This is a genomic window from Massilia sp. 01N417 (genome assembly GCF_056399645.1).
In genome coordinates, this window is record NZ_JBFTRS010000001.1 from 189,336 (window position 1) to 210,316 (window position 20,981).

Genomic DNA, 20,981 nt, shown 5'->3' on the forward strand with positions numbered 1-20,981 from the left:
CTGTCATCTTCTCGACCATCCGGAGTTGACATGCAACGGCGTGCCCTGCTTTTCGTTCTCGCTGCCGCACTGGCAGTTCCCACGGTCCATGCCCAGCAAGCGGACGCCGTCAAAAGCGCGGTCGACGCTGCCGACCGCTGGCTGGCGCTCGCCGACGCCGACGATGGCGCCGCGACCTGGGACCAGGCCTCGGCCTCGTTCCAGGCCGCCGTCTCCAGGTCCGCCTGGGCGGACGCGCTCAGGCAGGCAAGGCAGCCCTTCGGCGCGGCCAAGTCGCGCAAGTTGCTGTCATCGGAATTCAAGACCTCGCTGCCGGGTGCGCCGGCCGGCGAGTATGTGCTGATCCAGTACCAGACGCAGTTCGAACATCGGGCGAACGCGGTCGAGACCGTCGTGCCGATGCGGGAGCGGGATGGTGGCTGGAAGGTGTCCGGTTATTTCGTGAAGTGAAACGTGCTCTCAGGAACAGTATCTAAGGACAGCAACCGCGAATAAGCTGCAACTGAAGTAACCTACTTTTTCTCATCAATAAAAACTACTAATTTAAAAAGAATGCCTGTACACTTGTTATTAAATTAATATATTTTGATAACATCTTTGTATGGGACATCGATCCTCATATTTCGCCTTGCGTGCCGCCTTGGCCGACGCGCTCCGGCTCAGCGACAAGACGCGCCGGCCGCTGCGTTATCCTGTGGCGACCTTTGCCTGGGCCTTGGCCATCCTGGTGCTGGTCTCCTTCGGCATGCTCTACCTGGGCGACAAGCTCAACGCCAGGGGAATGGTGCTGACCCGCTTCATGGGAGCCGGACAGGCCGCCGTGACGGCCCAGATCGGCTATCCCGTTGGCGCGCGCGACCAGGTCATGGTGTTGCTTTACGATGAACAATTCCTGCGAGCGTACGAGAGCGCCTGGCCGATCAGCTACCAGGAACATGCCGATTGGCTGCTGCGTCTGGTTGGGCAGCCTGGTGCGCGTCCCAAGGCGATCTTCCTCGACATTACCTTCAGTCAGGAGCGCGACGACCCAAGTCTGCCGACTCTGAAGAAGGCCCTGTGCACGCTGCGCGACACCTTCCATATTCCGGTGTTCTTGGCGGCGTTGCCGGATGCGGCCACCGGAAAATTGACGGCGCGCGAGGGACTCGGCTCTTGCTTTACCCTGGTTGGAGCGGACTATACCCCCGACCCTCTGGACGGCTATGCCTGGACCTACCCAATGACCAGGCACCTGGAAAAGACAGGCTGGGTGTCAGGTCCGGGCGTGGCGCCTGACCAGCCGGCCTACCGCAGCGCGGCGATGGCGATGGCACTGGACGCAGGGCGAATTACGCTCGGCGAGGAATCGGTGCCGATGGCGCTGGTCTGGGGCCAGGATGCGATGCCTGGCGCGCCTCTAGCCGCACGCGATCGCGGCTGTGTGCCGGGCCGCTCGATGATACGCAACCTTACCCCAGGCCTATTCTTCCAGTTCGCCGAACCGCCACCGCCACTGTGCCCCTATCACCGTACGCTGTCGATGGAGCAGGTTGGTGCCATGCCCGAAGCCCAGCTCGCAGCCATGTTGAAAGGCCGGTATGTCATGGTCGGTGCAAATATCCCTGGTCACAACGATTTCGCCAGGTCTCCGGTGCACGGCCTGGTGCCTGGCGTGCACTATCACGCCATGGCACTCGACAACCTTCTCAGCTTTGGCCCGCGCTACAAGCTCAATCTCGAATGGAACCCCGAAGGCATGGCTATCCTTTTCTGGCCGGGCTTGCTGACGGTGCTAGCTGTGTTGGCCATGCGCTGGTTGTGGTCATGGGTGTTTGCGAGCTTACGAATGGAAATGCGCAGGAGGGCGGGTGCGCGTCGCTGGGCGTCCACGGACTGGCTCCGTAACTGGACCGACGAGGCAACCCGGCGCGGCCGGACCGGACTGGCGCTGATCGGGACTCTGGCTTGGGCCGGACGCCTGACCCTGCAGTTCGTCAGCGCGGCCTTGTTCATCGCATTGCTCCAAAAAGTATTCCGGGCCGGCATGCTTCCGGTCGTCGAGCTGATCGGCATGACCTTGTTCGCCGAAGCGGTTGATTACCTCGAACGCCTGCGCTGGTACGTTTTTGGCAAGGAGGCCGCCGAACGCGCAGCCAAAACCGAGCACGAAGCCCGGCCTACTGGACCACAACCCACCACTTGAGAGGACGCATATGAACATCGGCAAGCTCACGCTCCTTACCTGTCTCGCACTTTTCGGCGGCGCCGCACTGGCCCAGCAGATGATCGTCGCCCCCAGCCCCGAAAGCAGCACAAGCATCGACCTGTATCAGGCACCCGACGCCTCCCTGCAGCCGCACCAGATCAAGGTGGCCGAGGCGGGGCTGCCTTTGCAGGTACAGGCGCGTCAGGGCGGCTTCCTGAAAGTCGACATCGGCGGGCAGCCCTACTGGATCCGCAGCGCCAAGGTGCGCGTGAGCCGCAGCAGCACCGCCAACTGCGGAGCACTGGCCACGCTCGCCCCACGCGGCCAAACCGCATCTACCCCGGGGGCGAGCGATGATGTCTGCGGCAAGCCAAACTGAACGGATATACGGGGTGCCGCGTACTCGCCTGCTTGCCGCGGCGCTAGGCACGGTCCTGCTGGCGGGGTGCTCCGCGGTACCAAGCGGCATGCCTGCGCTTCCGTTCGTCGGGCCTGCGGCGAGCGCGCCGCCGAATCCACTCGGCCCCCTGGAACCGCCCCAGGCCCGCACTTGGCCCGATGCTGCCCAGGATGTGCTGAACCAGCGCGCCCGTGGCTTCGGCCTGGTCCACGCACCGGAGCTGCAGCGCTACCTGAACACCTTGTACGCACGTATCAAGAGCCAGGCTGGAGTGCCGGCATGGCCAGGCGGGGTGTACATCGTAGCCAACGAAGCGCTCGAGGCTTATGCCACCGCCGCCGGCAACATCTATGTTTCGCTTCCCTGGCTGACTTCGGTCGAAAGCGAGGACGAGCTCGTTGCATTGCTCAGTCACGAGTTCGGACACGTCTACCTGCACTACCATCAGCTCGAAGGCGCTATCGAGGGTGCCGACATGGCTGCGGGAACTGTCGGGATTGGCGTCTCGTTGGCGAAGAAGACCGACCAGGTCACCGGTTGGAACCAGCTCGACAGCCTGATGGCGGCTTATTCCCTCGGAAAGGGCTTGGCCACCACTGTGTATAGTCGATCGCAGGAAAGCGCGGCCGACAGCTTTGGCTTGAACCTGTCACTGAAGCTGCATTATTCCTACGAGCACGGACTGAAGGCCTTTCTCGAACGCATCGCCAGCTGGGAAGAGAGCACCCAGAAACGCGAGGCACAACGACAGGAAAAATTACTTGCGGCGATACGCGCCGATGCGATGGTGAAGGCGCAGAAATCTGCGGGCGGCGGCAAGACGCCGGATGCGGTCCAGTTGCGGGTCGCCCAGGCCACTGGAGAAGTACAGGGCACGATCGGCGCAACCCTGCAGGGCTGGGGCTTCCAGCTCGAGCAAACCATGGGTAAGCTGCGAAGCGACCACCCAGACATCACCGAGCGTATCGACGCCCTCGCTCGTGCCGTCGAGGCTGCTCCCGCCGCGCAGGGCGACGCCGATCCGATCGTTGCACCGCTGGTGGCCGCGCGTAAGGAAAAGCGCACGGCCGCCATCCTGGCCAATTATGAGCTCGCCTTTCGCGCGCTTGGCGCGCCGGATGATCCCGCCTCGCTGGCGGCGGCGAAGCGCGCGACGTCCGAGCCGACGGCCGCGCACGCGGTCCCGCTGTTTGCGCTGTATACCGTTCTCGGACAGCAGCCGGTGGTGCAAAACCGGCGCGTCACCGATCCCGGCCAAGTCCTCGAAGCCAATTTCCGTTCCGAGCAGGACCGCGCCTGGAAGCTGTACACGGTACGCAGCGCTGGACTCAGGGCCACGAACGGGACGCCGGCAGCGAAAAAGGTCATCGAGTCCGGCTTGGCCTTTTTCGGCAAGGCCGAAGACGCTTGGCCGGACGCTATCCGCTTCTATGGAGAGACCCAAGGCTGGGATGAAGCCAAGCGCCGCGCGGCCGAATGCGGCAAGCAGTTCCGGCGTGCTGCGGCGCGCTGTACCGCGGCAGCCGCCAGTCCGGCTGAGCAGGCAGAAGCCGATCGCAAGGCCAAGGCGAAGACGGACAATCTGGTAGACAAGTACATCAAGAAGAAATAGCGGTAACTGGGGGCATTCAGCGCCGAGTAGTGAACGCGGCGGGAGCCAAGGGCTGCGCGACCATCCGCACGCCGCAATGCGCGGCCGAGGTCAAGGCGGCGCTGTATGCCTGGCGCTGAACCACTTCGCGGTGGCCTGCTACCTGTGCGGGCGGCCAGTAAAGCCCGGCTCCTGATGGACGCCCTGCGCGGCGAGATCCATGTCGTGACCTGGGCCTGGAGCGCAGCGAACCCGCCTTCGTGCACGACCGCGTCATCCGCGAGCTGGCGCGCGGCTGAACTCAGCCCTTGGCCTGGCGCGCCAGATTCTCCGGATAGCGCGCGCCTTCGATCGGGATGCTGGCGGCCGCCTGCGTGATGCCGGTGAGTTCCTCCGCTGTCAGTTCGAGTGCCAAGGCGCCGAGGTTCTCGTCCAGCCGGTGCAATTTGGTCGTGCCCGGAATCGGGACGATCCAGGGCTTCTGCGCCAGCAGCCAGGCCAGCGCCACCTGGGCCGGCGTCGCGCCTTTCTGCTGCGCGACCTGGCCCAGCAGCTCGACCAGGGCCTGGTTGGCCTTGCGCGCCTCGGCCGTGAAGCGCGGCAGGCTGTTACGAAAATCGTTGCCGTCGAACTGGGTGGTCTCGTCCATCTTCCCGGTCAGGAAGCCGCGCCCGAGCGGGCTGAAAGGCACGAAGCCGATGCCGAGTTCCTCGAGCAGCGGCAGGATCTCCTGCTCGGGCTCGCGCGTCCATAGCGAGTACTCGCTCTGCAGCGCGGTCACGGGCTGCACCGCATGCGCGCGGCGGATGGTGTCCGGCCCGGCTTCGGACAGGCCGAAGTGCTTCACTTTGCCTTCCTTGATCAGCTGGCCGACGGTGCCGGCCACGTCCTCGATCGGCACGTTCGGATCGACGCGGTGCTGGTAGAGCAGGTCGATCGTGTCGACCTTGAGGCGCTTGAGCGAGGCTTCGGCCACTTCGCGGATGTGTTCCGGGCGGCTGTCCAGGCCGGACCAGCGCGTGCCGCCGTTCGGATCGGGCGCGAAGCCGAACTTGGTGGCGATGACGACCTGCCCGCGCAGCGGCGCCAGCGCTTCGCCGACCAGTTCCTCGTTGTTGAAGGGGCCGTAGACTTCGGCCGTATCGAAAAAGCTGACGCCGCGCTCGACCGCCGTGCGCAGCAGGGCGATCATGGCCTGGCGGTCCGGCGCCTGGCCGTAGGCATGGGTCATGCCCATGCAGCCCAGGCCGAGTGCCGAGACTTCGAGATTTCCCAGCTTACGTTTTTGCATCGGGGCCTCCTGACAAAAAAGTGAAGAACGACTATAGCAGCCGATTCACTTTGGCGCCGGAGGCCCGGCTTGCGCGCGGCATTACTCGCTCAGCGGATCGTCCTGGGCATCGCCTGGCGTGGCGCCCGGGATCGTGTATTTTTCCTCGGCCCAGGCGCCGAGGTCGATTTGCTTGCAGCGGTCGGAGCAGAATGGACGGAACTGGTTTTCAGGCTTCCATTCGACTTTCTTGCCGCAGGTGGGACAGGATACGACGGTCATGACAGATTTCAGAAGTTGCAGAGGGTGAGTTCGAATGGTACATCGTCTTCGAGCGCCCTGGGTTTCAGGTTCTCGCCCTGGTTCGTGAAGCGCACCCACAGCATGTATTTATTGGCCGAGATTTCCGGAATCGCGCCCAGGCTGTCGTCGATCGATAGGCGCAGCATCTGGTAGACCTTCCCCTGCAGCATCTGCTGGTAGCTGCCGGCCACGGCGATCATCTTGACCGGGCCGCCGGAATCGCGCAGCAGGCGCAGCACCAGGGCCAGGGCGTCGAACAGCGGGGCCTGGGGCGCGAACCAGCCCATGATGTCGGCGTGGCGCTGCGCGGCGGGGCGGTGCTGCCAGGCGTAGTAGGAAGGCAGGTCGAATTCGCAGGCGCCGCCCGGCATCACGGTGCGGCCGCGGATGCTCATCAGCCACTCGTTGTCGCGGATGTTCTGGCCGGTCTTGCCCTGTGCGTTGACGAGGGCATTGCTGACCGTGTCCAGCTCGGCCAGCACGGCATCGAGCATTTCGGTGGCGACCGCGGGATTGCTGCGGTAGCTCAGCAGGCTTTGCTTCTGGCGTTCCAGTTCCTGCAGCAGGTCGGACTTGAGGTCGGCGCGCCCGGCCACTTCCAGCATGTCGAAGATCGTCGCGAGAGCGACATGGTGCTGCAGAGGATGCTCCTGGTTCACAAAGAACTTGAACTTCTCGTACAGGTCCTCGAGCCGCAACAACGTGCGAATCCGCTCGTTGAATGGGTATTCGTAGACGATCAAAGTGGCATTCCTCTCGGCGTAGGCTGGCGCGACCACGTGATTCTGAACCATCGTGGGCAAAATTACAAACGATCGTTCGGTGCGGCCGCCAATCTTGCCGCTTCGTCAAGATAAAAAGCGTGCAGGCGTTCCACCTGCGGTTCCAGGGCATCGAGGCCGTCGTCGTTGAGGATGATGTCGTCGGCAGCAAGCCGGCGCTGGGCGCGCGTGACCTGGGCCGCCATGATGGCGCGCACCTGGGCTTCCGCCAGGCCGTTACGCGCCATCACGCGCGCCACCTGGACTTCTTCCGGGCAGTCGATCGCCAGGATTCGCGCCACCCGCTCGCGCCAGGTGCCGGACTCGATCAGCAGCGGCACCGCGAAGATCACGTAGGGGCCGCTGGCCAGCAGGGCGGCGGCGGCGGTCGCTTCGCGTATCCTCGGGTGCAGGATGGCTTCCAGGCGGGCCCGCGCGCCGGGATCGGAAAACACCAGCGCGCGCATCTTCGCGCGGTCCAGCGCACCCTCGGGCGTGGCGAACGCCGGGCCGAATTCGGCGAGCAGGGCCGGCATGGCCGCGCCGTGCGGGGCGGTGAGGGAATGGGCGATCTGGTCGGTGTCGATGACCGAGGCGCCGCGCGCCGCAAACAGGTCGGCGACCGTGGTCTTGCCGCAGCCGATGCCGCCGGTCAGGCCGACGGCGAATCGCAGGGCGGGCGTGGAATCCTGTTTATCCATTCAAGGCTGCGCCAGCCCGATGGCCAGGCGCGTCAGTTCCGGTCCGTAGAAGAGCGCGATCATACCAGCCCCCGCCAGATAGGGGCCGAACGGGATGTACTCGCCCTTTTTCTTCCGGCCGATCAGGATCATGGTCAGGCCGACGGCGGCGCCGACGAAGGAGGACAGCACGATGATCGTCGGCAGCATCTTCCAGCCGAACCAGGCGCCGAAGGCGGCCAGCAGCTTGAAGTCGCCTTCGCCCATGCCGATATGCCCGCGCACCAGTTCATAGGCGCGCGCCACGGCCCACAGGAAGAGGTAGCCGCCGACGGCGCCGAGCACCGCATCGCGCAGCGGCACCAAGCTGCCGTCCAGGTTGACCAGGAGGCCCAGCCACAGCAGCGGATAGGTGAGGTCGTCCGGCAGTTCCTTGTGGTCGACGTCGATCAGGGTCATCGAGATCAGCAGGTAGGTGAAGACCAGCGCCGCCAGGCCCACCCAGCCGCTGCCGAAATGCCAGACCAGCAGCCCGGACAGGATGCCGCTGACCGCCTCGACGACCGGATAGCGGGCCGAGATCGGCGCCTTGCAATTGCTGCACTTGCCGCGCAGGACCAGCCAGCTGACGATCGGGACGTTTTCCAGCGCCGTGATCTGGTGGCCGCAATGCGGGCAGGCCGACCTCGGCACCATCAGGTTGTAGCGCTCCGGGAAGGGCATCGGCTTGCCCTCCTTGTCGGCGATGTAGTTGTCGATCTCGCGCTGGCGCATGATCGGCAGGCGGTGCACGACCACGTTCAGGAAGCTGCCGATCAGCAGGCCGAAGATGGCGGCCGCGATGGCCGGGATCAGGCTGGCGGGCGCGGCGAATAAGAGGGTGTCCGGGTGCATGGGTGGGAAGGCAGAAAATGGGTTTATTCCGTGAATCAACCTATTCTATGGGGTTTTGCCGGCTTTGGGCAGCCGATCCTGTTGCTCCGCCCAGCGCGCGAAGTAGCTGCCGACCCACAGGTCGCCCTCGTAGCTGAGATGGCCGATGTCGCGGTACATCAGGTGGCCGTCGATCATGGCCCTGCATTGGCGCTCGTCGCACAGCGCGTCCGAGGCGCGGAACCACTCGACCTCCGGGAACATGCGCGCCGTCTCCTTGCGGATCTGCTCGTGCTGCTCGACCTGGCTGTCCCATTCGCTGCGCGGAATCGCGCACGGCGAGGTGGTGGCCGACGAAGCCACGCCGGCGCGCTTGATGCAGGTGCGCGGGTCGAAGGACAGGTCCGGGATGTCTTCGATGACGATCACGCGCTTGCCGGCGGCCAGGAAGCGGCGGTAGGTCTCGCGCGCGGCATCGATCGCCGGCCTGGAGCCGGGAGCGAAGCCGAGCCGCAGGTGGGTCGCGAAGATCACGGTCTTGATCGACGGCGTCTTCAGCGCCAGTTCCAGCATCGGCTGGGTCGCCTTCTGGTACGGGTCGTCGCCGGCCGCCAGGTTCCAGTAGGGGACGCGGGTGCCCATCATCATCAGGTTCTCGCCCCGGCCCTTGTAGTAATTCGTGAGGCCGGCCACCACGTGGTAGGCGTGGCTGTCGCCGAGCAGGGCCACGGTCGGATCGCGGTCCGGCCAGGCCAGCAGGCAGTATTCGTACATGGAGGCGAAGCCGTAGCGCTGCTTGCAGGCGGCGGCGTTGTCCTTGTCCTCGACGATGATAAGGGCCTTCTGGTTGGCCAGGTTGTCCTGGATCGGCGCGCGCTTGGGCAGCCCCTCGCTGGTGAACACGTAAGCGCCGGCCAGGCCGGTGGCCGCCATCAGTGCGCACAGCAGCGCCACCGGCATGCGCGCCCGGCGGCCCGACAGGCCGCGCAGGGGCCGTTCCAGCAGCAGGTAGGACAGCCAGGCCAGCACCAGCGCCGCCAGCACGGCGGCGATGCGGATGCGCGGCGCCGGCAGGTGGCCCTCGACGATCTGGGCGAAGGACAGCAGCGGCCAGTGCCACAGGTAGAAGGGATAGCTGATCAGGCCGATCCCGACGGCGAGCCGGTTGCCCAGCACGACCCGGTTGATCCAGGCGCGCGGACCGGCGGCGATGAGCAGCACTGCCGCCGCCACCGGCACCAGCGCCCGCCAGCCCGGAAAATGCTCCTGCTTGGTGAGCGCCACGCCGAAGGCCAGCAGGGCCAGGCCGAGCAGGGCCATGCCGTTTGCCTTCCCGTCCGTCGTACCGGCGGCGGTGTTGCGGTGGGCGGCGCAGGCCAGCAGCGCGCCGGCCAGCAGTTCCCAGGCGCGGCTCAAGGGCGAATAGAAGGTGGCGGTGCCGTGGTGGGTGACGCCGGCCGCGTTCAGCACGAAGGACAGCAGCGCCAGCGCGGCGGTGACGAGCACCAGGTTGGCGCGCCGGCGCCAGGCCAGCAGCAGCACGGCCGGCCAGACGATATAGAACTGCTCCTCGATCCCCAGCGACCACAGGTGCAGCAGGGGCTTGGTGTCGGCGCTGGTGTCGAAGTAGCCGACCTGGGCCCAGTAGAAGAAGTTGGCGGAGAAGCTGGCGCCGCCGCCCACGTGCTTGCCCAGCTGCGCATACTCGTCGGGGAACAGCGCGTACCAGCCGAAAGCGAGGCAGGCGAACATGACCGCCAGCAGCGAGGGGAAGATCCGCTTGACGCGGCGCACATAGAAGCCGGCGATGCTGAAGCGGTCCTGCTGCAGCTCGCGCAGCAGGATGCCGGAGATCAGGAAGCCGGAGATGACGAAGAACACGTCGACGCCGATGAAGCCGCCCGGCAGCAAGGTCGGGAAGGCGTGGAACAGGACCACCGACAGCACCGCGACGGCGCGCAGGCCGTCGATGTCGGGGCGGTAGGGAAGGTGGGTGGTGGCGGCAGGCGTGGCGGCCTTCGGCGTTTCGACGACGCTCGACGGTTCGATGCTCAAGATTCAGGACCCCGGTGATGATGCAATTTTGCAATTTACTATTGTCATCTACCGGGGCCCGCAGTGCAAGTTCAGCCGGCCTTGGCTCCCGCGAAATGCGCCTCGATCTCCTCGAGGGTCTTGCCGCGCGTCTCGGGCAGCAGGAAGGCCGCGGCCAGGAAGTACACCACCGAGCAGGCCGCGCCGAAGAAGAACACCGCGGAGTAGCCGTGGCGGCCGACGATCGGCAGGAACAGGGCGGCGAAGGCGGTCGACACGAACTGGTTGATCAGGAGGGCGATGCTCATGCCGTTCGAGCGGATCCGGGTCGGCATCAGTTCCGACAGCGCCAGCCACACGCAGACGCCGGGGCCGACCGCGAAGCTGGCCACGAATACGGCGATCGCCAGCGCCACCTGCCAGCCGCGTTCCGGCGGCGGCAGGGCGCCCAGGCGCGCGCTTTCGATCGTCAGCGGCGCGGCGCTCGCCGCGGCCGGATCCGGGAAGGGGTTCAGGTGCAGGCGGCGGAAGGCCTTGCCCAGCACGCTGTCCGGCTGCACCGCATCGGCGCGGCGCGCCTGCAGCAGCGGCAGGGCGGGATCGTCGCTGCGCAGGGTCTGCACATTGGTGAAGGGGCCGTAGGCATAGGCGACCGTGAGCAGCTGCGGCCCGGCGCCGGCGCCGGCCGCGGCGTCGAGGCGCTGCAGGGTGGCCGCATCCAGGCGCAGCGCCAGGCCGTCGTCCTTGATCATGGCCGCCACCGCCGTGCCGACCTCGCGCTGCTGCGCCTCGGTATCGTGGAACAGCAGGCCGGCCGCCAGCGAGGCGATCACGATGCCGGCGCTGCCCAGCATCAGTAGCGACTTCCTGCCGAGGCGGTCGACCAGGAACACGGCCAGCATCGTCATCAGGGCGTTGATCACCTTGAGCATGACGTCGGCGGCGTTCGCGGTGGCGCCGGGCAGGCCGGCGCGGTCGAGGATGTTGACCACATAGGCCAGCACCGAATTGATGCCGGTGKCCTGGGTGCAGGCCAGGATCAGGCAGGCCAGCAGGAAGGGGAAGACGTAGCGGCGCGACAGCAGCGGATCGGCGGCGTTGCGGGCGGCCGGAATGCGCTGCATCTCGGCCAGTTCGAGCTCGGCCTCGGCCGGCGTGCGGGTGCGCAGCAGGGCCGCGCGGGCTTCGCGGTCGCGGCCGCGGCGCGCCAGCCAGCGCGGCGACTCGGCCAGCAGCAGGCAGCCGGCGGTGAAGACGAGGCCGGGCGCCAGGCACATCCAGAAGATGGCGCGCCAGGCGTGGTCCTTGGCCGCCACTACGGCCGCCGCGCGCAGCTGCTCGGGCAGGGCCGCCGCGGCCTGCGAGGCGGTCTCCACGCTGCGCGCCTGTACCAGCCCGATCACGGCGGCGGCCACCAGGCCCACCGTCAGCAGCAGCTGGAACAGGGCGGCGCCGCGTCCGCGCTGGCGCGCATGCAGGCATTCGGCCAGGTAGAGCGGCACGATCACGCCGATCAGGCCGCCGCTCACGCCCTGCAGCAGGCGTCCCAGCAGCAGCGGCACGTAGCCGTCCGCCAGCGCGATGATCGGGATGCTGAGGACGAACAGGAAGCCGGCCAGCGCCATCGCCGCGCGCCGTCCGATCAGGTCGGCGAGAAAGCCGGCGAACAGCGAGGACAGCACGGAGCCGAGCAGCACCGCGGCCACGATGAAGCTCAGTTCCTGGGCGCCGAGCTTCCAGGCCAGCGAGGCGGTCGATTCCAGGTAGGGCAGGGCGCCGGCGATGATGCCGACGTCGATCCCGTACAGCAGGCCGCCCATGCCGGCGATGCACAGGAGGTAGGCGGTGGAACGGGCGGGGGAGGCGGAAAGCATGGCGGACATCATGGCTCCGTTAAGAAAAATCGATGGCTTCGCCTTCGACGAAGACGGCGGTCGGCTGCAGGTCGGCGTCGAGGACGACGATGTCGGCCCAGGCGCCGGGCGCCAGGCGGCCGCGCTGGTGCTCGCCCAGGTAGTCGGCCGGGAAGCGCGACAGGCGGTCGCTGGCGTCATGCAGGGTCAAGCCGATATCGACGAAATTGCGCAGGGCCTGGTCCATGGTCAGGGCGCTGCCGGCCAGCGAGCCGCTGCCGAGCCGCACGCAGCCCTGGCACTTGAACACGCGCTGGCTGCCGAGCGCATACTCGCCGTCCGGCATGCCGGTGGCGGAGGTGGCGTCGGTCACGCCGTACAGGCGCGGGATCGCGCGCAGCGCCGCGCGCAGGGCGCCGGGGCCGACGTGCTGCAGGTCGGGGATGACTTCCGCGTACTCGGCATGCGCGAGGGCCGCGCCCACCATGCCCGGCTCGCGGTGGTGCAGGGCGCTCATGCCGTTGAACAGGTGGGTGAAGCCGGCGGCGCCGGCCTGCAGGGCGGCCAGCCCGTCCTCGTAGCTGCCGGCGCTGTGGCCGAGCTGGACCCGGATGCCCATCGCCGCCAGCTGCGGGATCAGCGCCAGGTGGCCGTCGATTTCCGGCGCCAGGGTCAGCACGCGGATCGGCGCGATCGCATGCAAGGCGCGCACCAGTTCCAGGCTGGCGGTCATGACGTCGGGCGGCTGGGCGCCCAGGCGGGCCGGGTTGATGAAGGGGCCTTCGAGGTGCACGCCCAGCATGCGGGCGGCGCCGGCCGGACGTTCGCCGATCGGGCCGGCCAGGCCGCCCAGGGCCTTGCGGATCGCGGCTTCGCGCGCCGTCATGGTGGTGCCGAGCAGGGAAGTGGTGCCGTGGCGCGCATGGTGGCGCGCCACCGTGGCGCCGGCATCGCCGCCCTGCATGATGTCGACGCCGCCGGCGCCGTGCACGTGCAGGTCGACGAAGCCGGGCAGGATCCACGGTCCGCCGGCGGCGGCCGAATCCTCGCTGATGCTGGTTATACGTTCACCGAATCGGATACTGCCTGCGATCCAGCCGTCGGGGGTGAGGATTCTGCCGTCGAGCACTCTCTATTCCGCGATATGTAATTCGATGCCCAGCTTGAGCAGCCCCTCGCGGTACTCGGGGCTGATGCCGGCATCGGTGATGATGGTATGGACCCGGTCCAGCTGCGCGATGCGGTGCAGGCTGACCCGGCCGAACTTGGAACTGTCGGTCAGGACGATGATGCGCTTGGCGCGCTCGACCATCATGCGGTTCAGGCTCGCCTCGGCCTCATGATGGGTGGTGACGCCGAACTGCAGGTCGAGGCCGTCCACGCCCAGGAACAGCTTGTCGAAGTTGTAGACCTGCAGGCAGGCCTCGGCCTGGCTGCCCTGGAAGGACAGCGACTGCTTGCGCAGCAGGCCGCCGGTCAGGATCAGGTCGACGCCGGGGGCGTCGGCCAGTTCCCAGGCGATGTTCAGGCCATTGGTGGCGACCGTGACGCCGCTGGCGTCGAGCAGGTTACGCGCCAGGAAGATGGTGGTGCTGCCGGAGTCGATCACGATGTTGTCGCCGGCCTGCACCAGCGAGGCCGCGAAGGCGCCGATGCGCTCCTTCTGCTCGTGGTACAGGGCGTCCTTCTGGCGCATGGTCTGCTCCGGCGGCGGCACCCGCGTCAGCACGGCGCCGCCGTGGCTGCGCGTGACCAGGCCCTGGCTGCCCAGGGCGGACAGGTCGTGGCGGATGGTCACCGCCGAGACCCCGAGCTGGTCCACCAGTTCGGTCACCTGGACCGAGCCCTGGCGGGAGAGCATTTGCAGGATCGTTTCGCGGCGCTGGCTGGTATTTCGCATGGTGTCGGTCTCGGCTGGTCGGCGTTGGAAAAATGCCGAGCTTAACAGATAGCGACGGGCTTGCCGACTGCCGCCATATTGCGGCTGCAGGCACGCGCATACTGGGCCAGTACGAGGCCGATCCGGTGCTCCACCAGCGCCAGCGGATCGGTCGACAGGCGGCCCTGCAGCACCTCCAGGTACTGGTCCGGCAGGTACTGGCTGAGCAGGGGCAGCGGAATCCCGCGCCCACGCAGGTTGGCGAACAGGCGCTCGACGGCGGCGGCGACCGGCGGCTCGCCCCAGTAGTAGCGGCAGCGGTCGCTGAGCGCATAGCGGCGCAGCAGGCGCTGTTCCTCGCTGCTGCCGTGATAGTGCTTGCGCCAGTGGGCGGGCTTGGCCAGCATGACCTCGTCCAGCACCTGCATCAGGCGCGAACTGTCGGTGGCCGGCACCAGTTCGTCCTCGATGCTGCACAGGGCCAGCAGGCCTTCGCGCATGGCGAAGGTGGCGGCCGGGCCGACCTTCAGGATCGCGAAGTGGTCGCGCACCATCTGGTGCAGCGCGATCTCGCGCTGGTAGTCGGTCGAGTGGGCTTCGAACACCAGGCCGGGCTGGTCGGCGATGAAGCCGGAGAGCGCCGCCGCCGGCGCCGGCGCGTAGTGCTGCACCTGGCTGTGGTCGAAGTCGACGCCCGGCTGCACCACCATCGCGATCACGCGGCGCCAGGCGCTGTGCAGGCCGGCGTCGAGGAAGGCGTGGCAATGCACGGACAGGGTGCGGCGCGCCGCCTCGGGGGTGGTCGGGGCGCCGGCGTCGACCAGGCTGGCCTCGCCGCCGGGGATCGGCACTTCGGTGCCGATCACGTACACCGGCGGCGGATGGCCGGCCGCCGCCGCGGCGGCATCGGCGATGCGGGCCAGGCGCGCCGAGCGCTCCGCCACGATCTCGTCGGGCAGGCGTTCGGGATCGTCGGCGCAGCGCATGCTGCAGTCGAGGTGGATCTTGTGGAAGCCGGCGGCGGCGTAGTCGGCCACCAGGGTGTCGGCATGCGCCATCGCGGTGGCGGCATCCAGTTCCTGCCAGGCGTTCGGGCCGAGGTGGTCGCCGCCCAGCACCAGCCGCTCGGCCGGGAAGTCGCGCTCGCGCGCCAGCGCCAGCACGTGCTCGCGGAACATCGCCGGCGTCATGCCGGTGTAGCCGCCGAACTGGTCGACCTGGTTCGAAGTCGCTTCGACCAGCAGCGGGGTGTCGTAGTCGGCGGCCACGCGCATGGCGGCGCCCAGCACCGTCGGGTGGCTGCAGCAGACGCTGTACAGGCCGACGGCGTCGCCGCGCCGGTGCGCCTTGACGATGTCCTGGACGGGGGAGGTCTGGTTCATGGTGTCGCGAAGTCCTTCAATTGTTGGCGGATCAGGAGCGCGGCGCCGCGCACGCCGCCGGCGTCGCCGAAGTGCGGCGGCAGGACCGGCGGCGGGTGGGCGCCGGCGAACAGGTGGCGGCGCAGCGCTTCCGGCAGGTCGCGGTAGAGGTGCGGCAGCTTGGACAGGCCGCCGCCCAGCACGATCGCGTGCGGGTCGAGGCCGAGCACGACGCAGGCCAGGCCGTGGGCCAGCAGGTCGAGGTGGACGTCGAGCGTGCGCCGGGCGATCTCGTCGCCGGCATTGGCGCGCGCGGCGATGGCGAAGGGCTCGGCGCCGTCGCCGCCCAGGTGGCGGTGCAGGCGCTGCATGCCGGGGCCGGACACATAGCGTTCCAGGCAGGCGGTGCGGCCGCAGGGGCAGGGGATGAGGTCGAGGCCGTAGCGCGCGGCCAGGGTGGCCGGCAGCGGCCAGTGGCCCCATTCGCCGGCGATGCCGTTGCGGCCGCGCAGCAAGCTCCCGCCCACGCAATAGCCGGCGCCGGCGCCGGTGCCGAGGATCACGCCGAACATGCTCGGCAGGCCGTCGGCGGCGCCGCCGTCGGCTTCGGACAGGGCGAAGCACTGGCAATCGTTGCCGGTGACGACAGGCCGCGCCAGCGCACCCTGCAGCATGGTCCGCACTTCGCGGCCGTTCAGGGCCGGCACGTTGGAGCTGAGCTGGCGGCCGCTGATGCCGTCGGTGACGCCGGGCAGGCCGATGCCGACCGGCGCATTGGCGCCGAGCGCGGCATCGGCGCGCCGCACCAGGGCGCACACGGCCTCGGTGAAGGCGGCGATGTCTTCGCCCGGGGTGGCGATGCGCTCGCGGTGCACTTCGCGCAGGCCGGCGTCGTAGCTCGCCAGCTCGATCTTGGTGCCGCCGATGTCGATGCCGTGGAAGCCGGCGGGATCAGTCATGCTCATTTTCCCGCTCATGTGGATAGATGGTGACGCCCTGGACGACGCGGTTGACGGTGCCGCTGGCGAAAGGATTGTCGGGGCGCAGGCCGAGGGCGGCCGACTGGTGCAGGGCGTACTGCTGGGCCATCAGCAGCCACAGCGGGGCCAGCCAGGCGTCGCTCCAGTCGGGCGCACCGGCGCCGAAATCGCCGCCCACGCCCACCGTCAGCACGCGGGCCGCCACGCCGTCGCGGCGCAGTTCGTCCAGCAGGTCGGTTTCGTAGCGGCGCGCCAGCGGCTTGCCGCTATAGAACAGCACCACCAGCGAGGCCGCGTTCAGCGCCGACTTCGGGCCGTGGCGGAAGCCCAGCGGGGTATCGGCCATGCCCAGCACGCGGCCGCCGGTCAGTTCCAGCAGCTTGAGGGCGGCCTCGCGCGCCAGCGCTTCGAGCGGGCCGCTGCCGAGGTAGGCGACACGCTCGACCGGATGCGTGGCCAGCGCGGCGACGGCCGGCGCCCATTGCGCCAGGGCGCGTTCCGCGGCATCGGCCAGCTGTTCCGGACGTGCCGCGCTATCGGCATCGCGGCTCAGCACGCACAGCGCGGCCAGCAGCATGGAGGTGAAGCTGCTGGTCATCGCGAAGCCGCGGTCGCAGCTGGCGGCCGGCATCAGCAGCACGCAGGCGGCGGCATCGTTGGCGCCGCGCGCCGCCAGCGCGCCGGAGGCGTTGCAGGTGATATGCAGGAAGCGGGCATCGGCCACGGTGGCGCGCACCAGCTCGACCGCCGCCAGGCTTTCCGGGCTGTCGCCGCTGCGGGCGAAGGACACCAGCAGGGTCGGTGCGCCCGGATCGAGGTAGAGCTCCGGATGGGTGAGCAGGCTGGTGGTGGCGATCGCGCGGACCTGGGCGGCGCAGCGCGCATTCAACTCGTCGGCGACGATCTGGCCCGCATAGGCCGAGCTGCCGGCCCCGGTCAGGATGACGCGCTGGCGCGGATCGTCCAGGCGCTGGCCGAGGAAGGCGGCGACGCGATCCCGGTGGGCGCGCAGGCTGGCCGACAGCGCGCGCCAGACCGCCGGCTGCTGGGCGATTTCCTCGGCAGTATATAAGCCGCCGATGTCCTGCCAGGTGGTCGCATCGCGTTCGAGAAGAGTGGTCATTGGGTATATGCGAAAGTATTCGGTGGAAAAATCATAAATAGTTATTTTCGAAAAGTCAAACACGAAAGATATATCGAAAGATAATTCACGGTTCCGCGTCAATATGCGGGGGAATAGTCATCATCCAGCCCCAATCGGAAGCGAATAATGTGGCAAATTACCAACTAAACGAAAACAACATTACGATATTTTGGCAAAACGAAAGGTTTGCGCGCCATTTTCCTGCGGTTTTGCCGCGTTTTTCCGTGTTTTTCGCGGTTTTTGTTGACCTTATTTATTTTTGTTTCTACATTATGCGAAACAAAACGTAATTTTGAGACACAGATGAACAAGACACCCTTCCGTTTTCGTTTCCTCGCCGGCTGCGTCCTCGCCGCCTGCGCCACCCTTGCCGTGCCGGCGCAGGCGGCCCCCCTGGGCCAGCTGCGCAGCGTCAAGGCCGGCGTCGACGGCCGCTCCTGGGACCTGCGTACCGATACCGGCGCCCATATACAAGTGAGCCTGGCGCGCGCCGACGTCGTGCGTATCTGGGCGGGGCCGGGCGATGCCCTGGCCGGCCCCGGCGACAAGGCCGCGCCGATCGTGGTCGGCACCCCGGCCGCCGAGGTCGCGCACACGGTCGAGGAAACGCCTTCTTACATGACGATCCGCACCGCCGCGCTGGCGCTGCGGATCGACCGCAAGCCGCTGCGCTTCACGCTCTACCGCGCCGGCGACGAGACGCCGCTGTGGCGCGAACTGCAGCCGCTCGACATCGGCGCCAAGCAGGCGGTGCAGGTGCTGTCCAGCGACGCCGGCGAACACTTCTTCGGCGGCGGCCAGCAGAACGGACGTTATGAATTCAAGGGCCGCGAACTGGCGGTGTCCTACTCGGGCGGCTGGGAAGAGGGCGACCGCCCGAATCCCGCGCCCTTCCTGCTCAGCTCAAAAGGCTGGGGCATGCTGCGCAATACCTGGAGCGACGGCAGCTATGACCTGCGCAACCCGGAGCAGGCGGTGCTGCAGCACGCCGAGGGCCGCTTCGACGCCTATTACTTCGTCGGCAAGGACCTGCGCGGCGCGCTCGGCCTGTACACGGAATGGACCGGTCGCGCGCGCCTGCTGCCGCGCTGGGCGCTGGAATACGGCGATGCCGACTGCTACAACGACGGCGACAACGTCAAGAAGCCGGGCACCGTGCCCCAGGGCTGGAGCGACGGCCCGACCGGCAAGACCCCGGACGTGATCGGCAGCGTGGCCAAGCGCTACCGCGAGCACGACATGCCGGGCGGCTGGATCCTGCCGAACGACGGCTATGGCTGCGGCTACACCTCCTTGCCCGAGACCGTGCGCGGCCTGGCCGGCTACGGTTTCCGCACCGGCCTGTGGACCGAGAACGGCGTCGACAAGATCGCCTGGGAAGTCGGCCAGGCCGGCACCCGCGTGCAGAAGCTGGACGTGGCCTGGACCGGCAAGGGCTACCAGTTCTCGCTGGACGCCAACAAGGCCGCCTACGACGGCATCATGAACAACTCGGACAGCCGCCCCTTCATCTGGACCGTGATGGGCTGGGCCGGCACCCAGCGCTATGCCGTCGCCTGGACCGGCGACCAGAGCGCGAGCTGGGACTACATCCGCTGGCACGTGCCGACCCTGATCGGTTCCGGCCTGTCCGGCCAGGCCTATGCCAGCGGCGACGTCGACGCGATCTTCGGCGGCAGCCCGGAAACCTATACCCGCGACCTGCAGTGGAAGAGTTTTACCCCGGTGCTGATGGGCATGTCCGGCTGGTCGGCCGCCGAGCGCAAGCATCCATGGTGGTTCGACGAACCCTACCGCGACATCAACCGCCGCTACCTGAAGCTCAAGCTGCGCCTGACCCCTTACATGTACACCCTGGCGCGCGAAGCCGAGGACAGCGGCGCGCCGCTGGTGCGCGGCCTGATGTGGGACTATCCGCAGGATCCGGCGGCCCTGAGCGAACGCTATAAATACCAGTTCCTGCTGGGCCGCGACATGCTGGTGGCGCCGGTCTACCGCAGCCAGGCCGCCAGCGGCGGCTGGCGCAAGGGCATCCACCTGCCGCAGGGCACCTGGTACGACTACTGGGACGGCCGCCAGGCCACCGCCGGCGCCGCCGGACGCGACCTCGACATCCAGGTCACCCTCGACAAGCTGCCGGTGTTCGTGCGCGCCGGCGCCATCCTGCCGATGTATCCGGAAACGCTGTACGACGGCCAGAAGCCGAAGGACCGCGTCACCTTCGACGTCTACCCGGCGGCGCAGGGCGAATCGGAGTTCGTGTTGTACGAAGACGACGGCAACACCCGCCGCTACCGCGACGGCGAATCCAGCCGCCAGCGCATCCGCATGTATGCCAATGGCGCCGACCTGCAGCTCGAAGCCGGCGCGGTGGACGGCAGCTATGCCGGCCAGGAAGCGCGCCGCGGCTATGGCCTGCGGATGCTGGCGGCACACGCTCCCGCCGCGGTACTGGCGGGCGGCCGCGCGCTGCCGGCCCTGCAGAGCGCGGCGGTGCTGGAGAGCAGCGCCGAAGGCTGGTATTTCGACGCCGCCGACCGCCACGGCACCCTGCACGTGAAAACCGCCGCCCAGGACATCCGCCAGCCGCTGGTGCTGGACGTGCGCGGCGTGCTGGCTGCCCGCACCGACGATGCCTTCCCGGCGGCGCCGGACACCGGCCGCGCGATTCCGGCCGATGCGATCACGGTGATCAACCGTCCGGCCGAGGAACCGGGCCAGAACATCGAGCGCGCCTTCGACGGCAAGCCCGATACCTGGTTCCGCACGGTGCGCAGCCAGGCGGTGCGCAGCGGTCCGCACGAATGGGTGCTGGGCTTCGGCGAACGGCGCCTGATCGACGGCATCGAACTCGCCCCGCGCAACGACAAGCACTGGAAGAGCGGCCAGGTGCGCGACTACGAAGTCTATGTCGGCGACACCAACGGCGACTGGGGCAGCCCGGTGGCGCGCGGCCGCCTCAAGCTGGCCGAAGGCATGCAGACGATTTCCTTCCCGGCCAGCGCCGGCCGCCTGCTGCGCTTCCGCGTGCTGAGCGTGCAGAACCCGGAGGGCGACGGCGCCAGCGCGCTGGATCCGATGGTGACCGCCGCCAGCGGTGCGGTTCCGGCCCGCGCCTACGACGCCGCGCTGCCGGCCGACGTGCCGCCGATCACGCTGTCCGAGTTCCACGTGCTCGAACACCGCGTGGCCGAGCGTCCGGAAATTCAGCGCTACCTGTCCGAGCTGCCGCTGCCGAAAACGGTGGCGCGCGACCGGCCGGCAAGCAAGGCGCCTGAGATGCGCATGAACGGCCTGCGCTTCCGCAAGGGCCTGGGCGTCGGCCCGAGCAGCCGCATCGACCTCGCCCTGGGCGGCGACTGGAACCTACTGCGCGCCGACCTCGGCATCGACGACAGCTGCCGCAGCGCCGGCGGGCTGCAGTTCCAGGTCTGGAGCGGCAGCAAGCTGCTCTACGACAGCGGCCTGGTCAAGGCCCCGGGCGTGGTCAAGCCCGAAATCGACATCCGCGGCCTGCGTGAGCTGAGCCTGCGGACCCTCGGCGCGCAGGGCCAGAGTCCGGCCCAGGTGTGCGCCAACTGGGCCAACGCCCAGCTGACGGGCAGCGAAGGCGCCACCGTCACTCCACGCTGATTCACTCCACAACACGAAACGCAGGCCCCTGTCC

At 68.0% G+C, this 20,981-nt stretch carries 17 protein-coding genes; 5 read left to right on the top strand and 12 right to left on the bottom strand.

Going from position 1 to position 20,981, the window contains the following annotated elements:
• Positions 1–30 precede the first annotated feature (30 nt).
• The 4 genes from AC1DOQ_RS00930 to AC1DOQ_RS00945 all read left to right on the top strand — a co-directional run bounded on the left by AC1DOQ_RS00930 (position 31) and on the right by AC1DOQ_RS00945 (position 4,197).
• Positions 31–450 carry a DUF4019 domain-containing protein gene (locus tag AC1DOQ_RS00930; RefSeq protein WP_477359220.1) on the top strand — a complete coding sequence of 140 codons (420 nt, stop codon included), beginning with the start codon at positions 31–33 and terminating at the stop codon, positions 448–450.
• Positions 451–640: 190 nt separating this feature from the next.
• Complete coding sequence (locus AC1DOQ_RS00935) at positions 641–2,182, top strand: CHASE2 domain-containing protein (RefSeq protein WP_477359223.1); 1,542 nt, start codon at positions 641–643, stop codon at positions 2,180–2,182.
• Between the two features lie 10 nt (positions 2,183–2,192).
• Positions 2,193–2,564: a hypothetical protein gene (locus AC1DOQ_RS00940; protein ID WP_477359226.1), complete on the top strand. Its 372-nt coding sequence runs from the start codon at positions 2,193–2,195 to the stop codon at positions 2,562–2,564.
• A gap of 88 nt (positions 2,565–2,652) precedes the next feature.
• A complete protein-coding gene (locus AC1DOQ_RS00945) occupies positions 2,653–4,197 on the top strand; it encodes a M48 family metallopeptidase (RefSeq protein WP_477359229.1) in 1,545 nt (514 codons plus the stop codon).
• A 280-nt stretch (positions 4,198–4,477) separates the two neighbouring features.
• Here the strand turns inward: AC1DOQ_RS00945 and AC1DOQ_RS00950 are convergent, their stop codons facing one another.
• The 12 genes from AC1DOQ_RS00950 to AC1DOQ_RS01005 all read right to left on the bottom strand — a co-directional run bounded on the left by AC1DOQ_RS00950 (position 4,478) and on the right by AC1DOQ_RS01005 (position 17,293).
• The gene (locus AC1DOQ_RS00950) at positions 4,478–5,467 is read right to left on the bottom strand and encodes an aldo/keto reductase (RefSeq protein ID WP_477359232.1); all 990 of its coding nucleotides are present in this window, start codon (positions 5,465–5,467) and stop codon (positions 4,478–4,480) included.
• Between the two features lie 81 nt (positions 5,468–5,548).
• Positions 5,549–5,728, bottom strand: coding sequence for a DNA gyrase inhibitor YacG (gene yacG, locus AC1DOQ_RS00955; protein WP_477359235.1), 180 nt, complete (start codon positions 5,726–5,728; stop codon positions 5,549–5,551).
• Between the two features lie 8 nt (positions 5,729–5,736).
• Positions 5,737–6,492 carry a cell division protein ZapD gene (zapD, locus tag AC1DOQ_RS00960; RefSeq protein WP_477359238.1) on the bottom strand — a complete coding sequence of 252 codons (756 nt, stop codon included), beginning with the start codon at positions 6,490–6,492 and terminating at the stop codon, positions 5,737–5,739.
• 62 nt (positions 6,493–6,554) lie between these two features.
• Complete coding sequence (coaE, locus tag AC1DOQ_RS00965) at positions 6,555–7,211, bottom strand: dephospho-CoA kinase (protein WP_477359241.1); 657 nt, start codon at positions 7,209–7,211, stop codon at positions 6,555–6,557.
• Positions 7,212–8,084 carry a prepilin peptidase gene (locus AC1DOQ_RS00970; protein WP_477359244.1) on the bottom strand — a complete coding sequence of 291 codons (873 nt, stop codon included), beginning with the start codon at positions 8,082–8,084 and terminating at the stop codon, positions 7,212–7,214.
• A 45-nt stretch (positions 8,085–8,129) separates the two neighbouring features.
• Positions 8,130–10,118: an acyltransferase family protein gene (locus AC1DOQ_RS00975; protein WP_477359247.1), complete on the bottom strand. Its 1,989-nt coding sequence runs from the start codon at positions 10,116–10,118 to the stop codon at positions 8,130–8,132.
• 71 nt (positions 10,119–10,189) lie between these two features.
• Complete coding sequence (locus tag AC1DOQ_RS00980) at positions 10,190–11,971, bottom strand: MFS transporter (protein WP_477359249.1); 1,782 nt, start codon at positions 11,969–11,971, stop codon at positions 10,190–10,192.
• Positions 11,972–11,990: 19 nt separating this feature from the next.
• Positions 11,991–13,079, bottom strand: coding sequence for an N-acetylglucosamine-6-phosphate deacetylase (locus AC1DOQ_RS00985; RefSeq protein ID WP_477359252.1), 1,089 nt, complete (start codon positions 13,077–13,079; stop codon positions 11,991–11,993).
• Between the two features lie 3 nt (positions 13,080–13,082).
• Positions 13,083–13,850: a transcriptional repressor AgaR gene (gene agaR, locus AC1DOQ_RS00990; RefSeq protein WP_477359255.1), complete on the bottom strand. Its 768-nt coding sequence runs from the start codon at positions 13,848–13,850 to the stop codon at positions 13,083–13,085.
• 41 nt (positions 13,851–13,891) lie between these two features.
• Positions 13,892–15,211, bottom strand: coding sequence for a D-tagatose-bisphosphate aldolase, class II, non-catalytic subunit (locus tag AC1DOQ_RS00995; protein ID WP_477359258.1), 1,320 nt, complete (start codon positions 15,209–15,211; stop codon positions 13,892–13,894).
• Positions 15,208–16,149 carry an ROK family protein gene (locus AC1DOQ_RS01000; RefSeq protein ID WP_477359261.1) on the bottom strand — a complete coding sequence of 314 codons (942 nt, stop codon included), beginning with the start codon at positions 16,147–16,149 and terminating at the stop codon, positions 15,208–15,210. Before AC1DOQ_RS01000 ends, AC1DOQ_RS00995 begins: the two co-directional genes overlap by 4 nt.
• Positions 16,142–17,293, bottom strand: coding sequence for an SIS domain-containing protein (locus tag AC1DOQ_RS01005; protein WP_477359264.1), 1,152 nt, complete (start codon positions 17,291–17,293; stop codon positions 16,142–16,144). The genes AC1DOQ_RS01000 and AC1DOQ_RS01005 overlap by 8 nt, the downstream gene beginning before the upstream one ends.
• Before the next feature lie 324 nt (positions 17,294–17,617).
• On the opposite strand from AC1DOQ_RS01005, the gene AC1DOQ_RS01010 reads away from it, so the two are divergent.
• Positions 17,618–20,947 carry a TIM-barrel domain-containing protein gene (locus AC1DOQ_RS01010; RefSeq protein WP_477359267.1) on the top strand — a complete coding sequence of 1,110 codons (3,330 nt, stop codon included), beginning with the start codon at positions 17,618–17,620 and terminating at the stop codon, positions 20,945–20,947.
• The last annotated feature ends 34 nt before the right edge of the window (positions 20,948–20,981 follow it).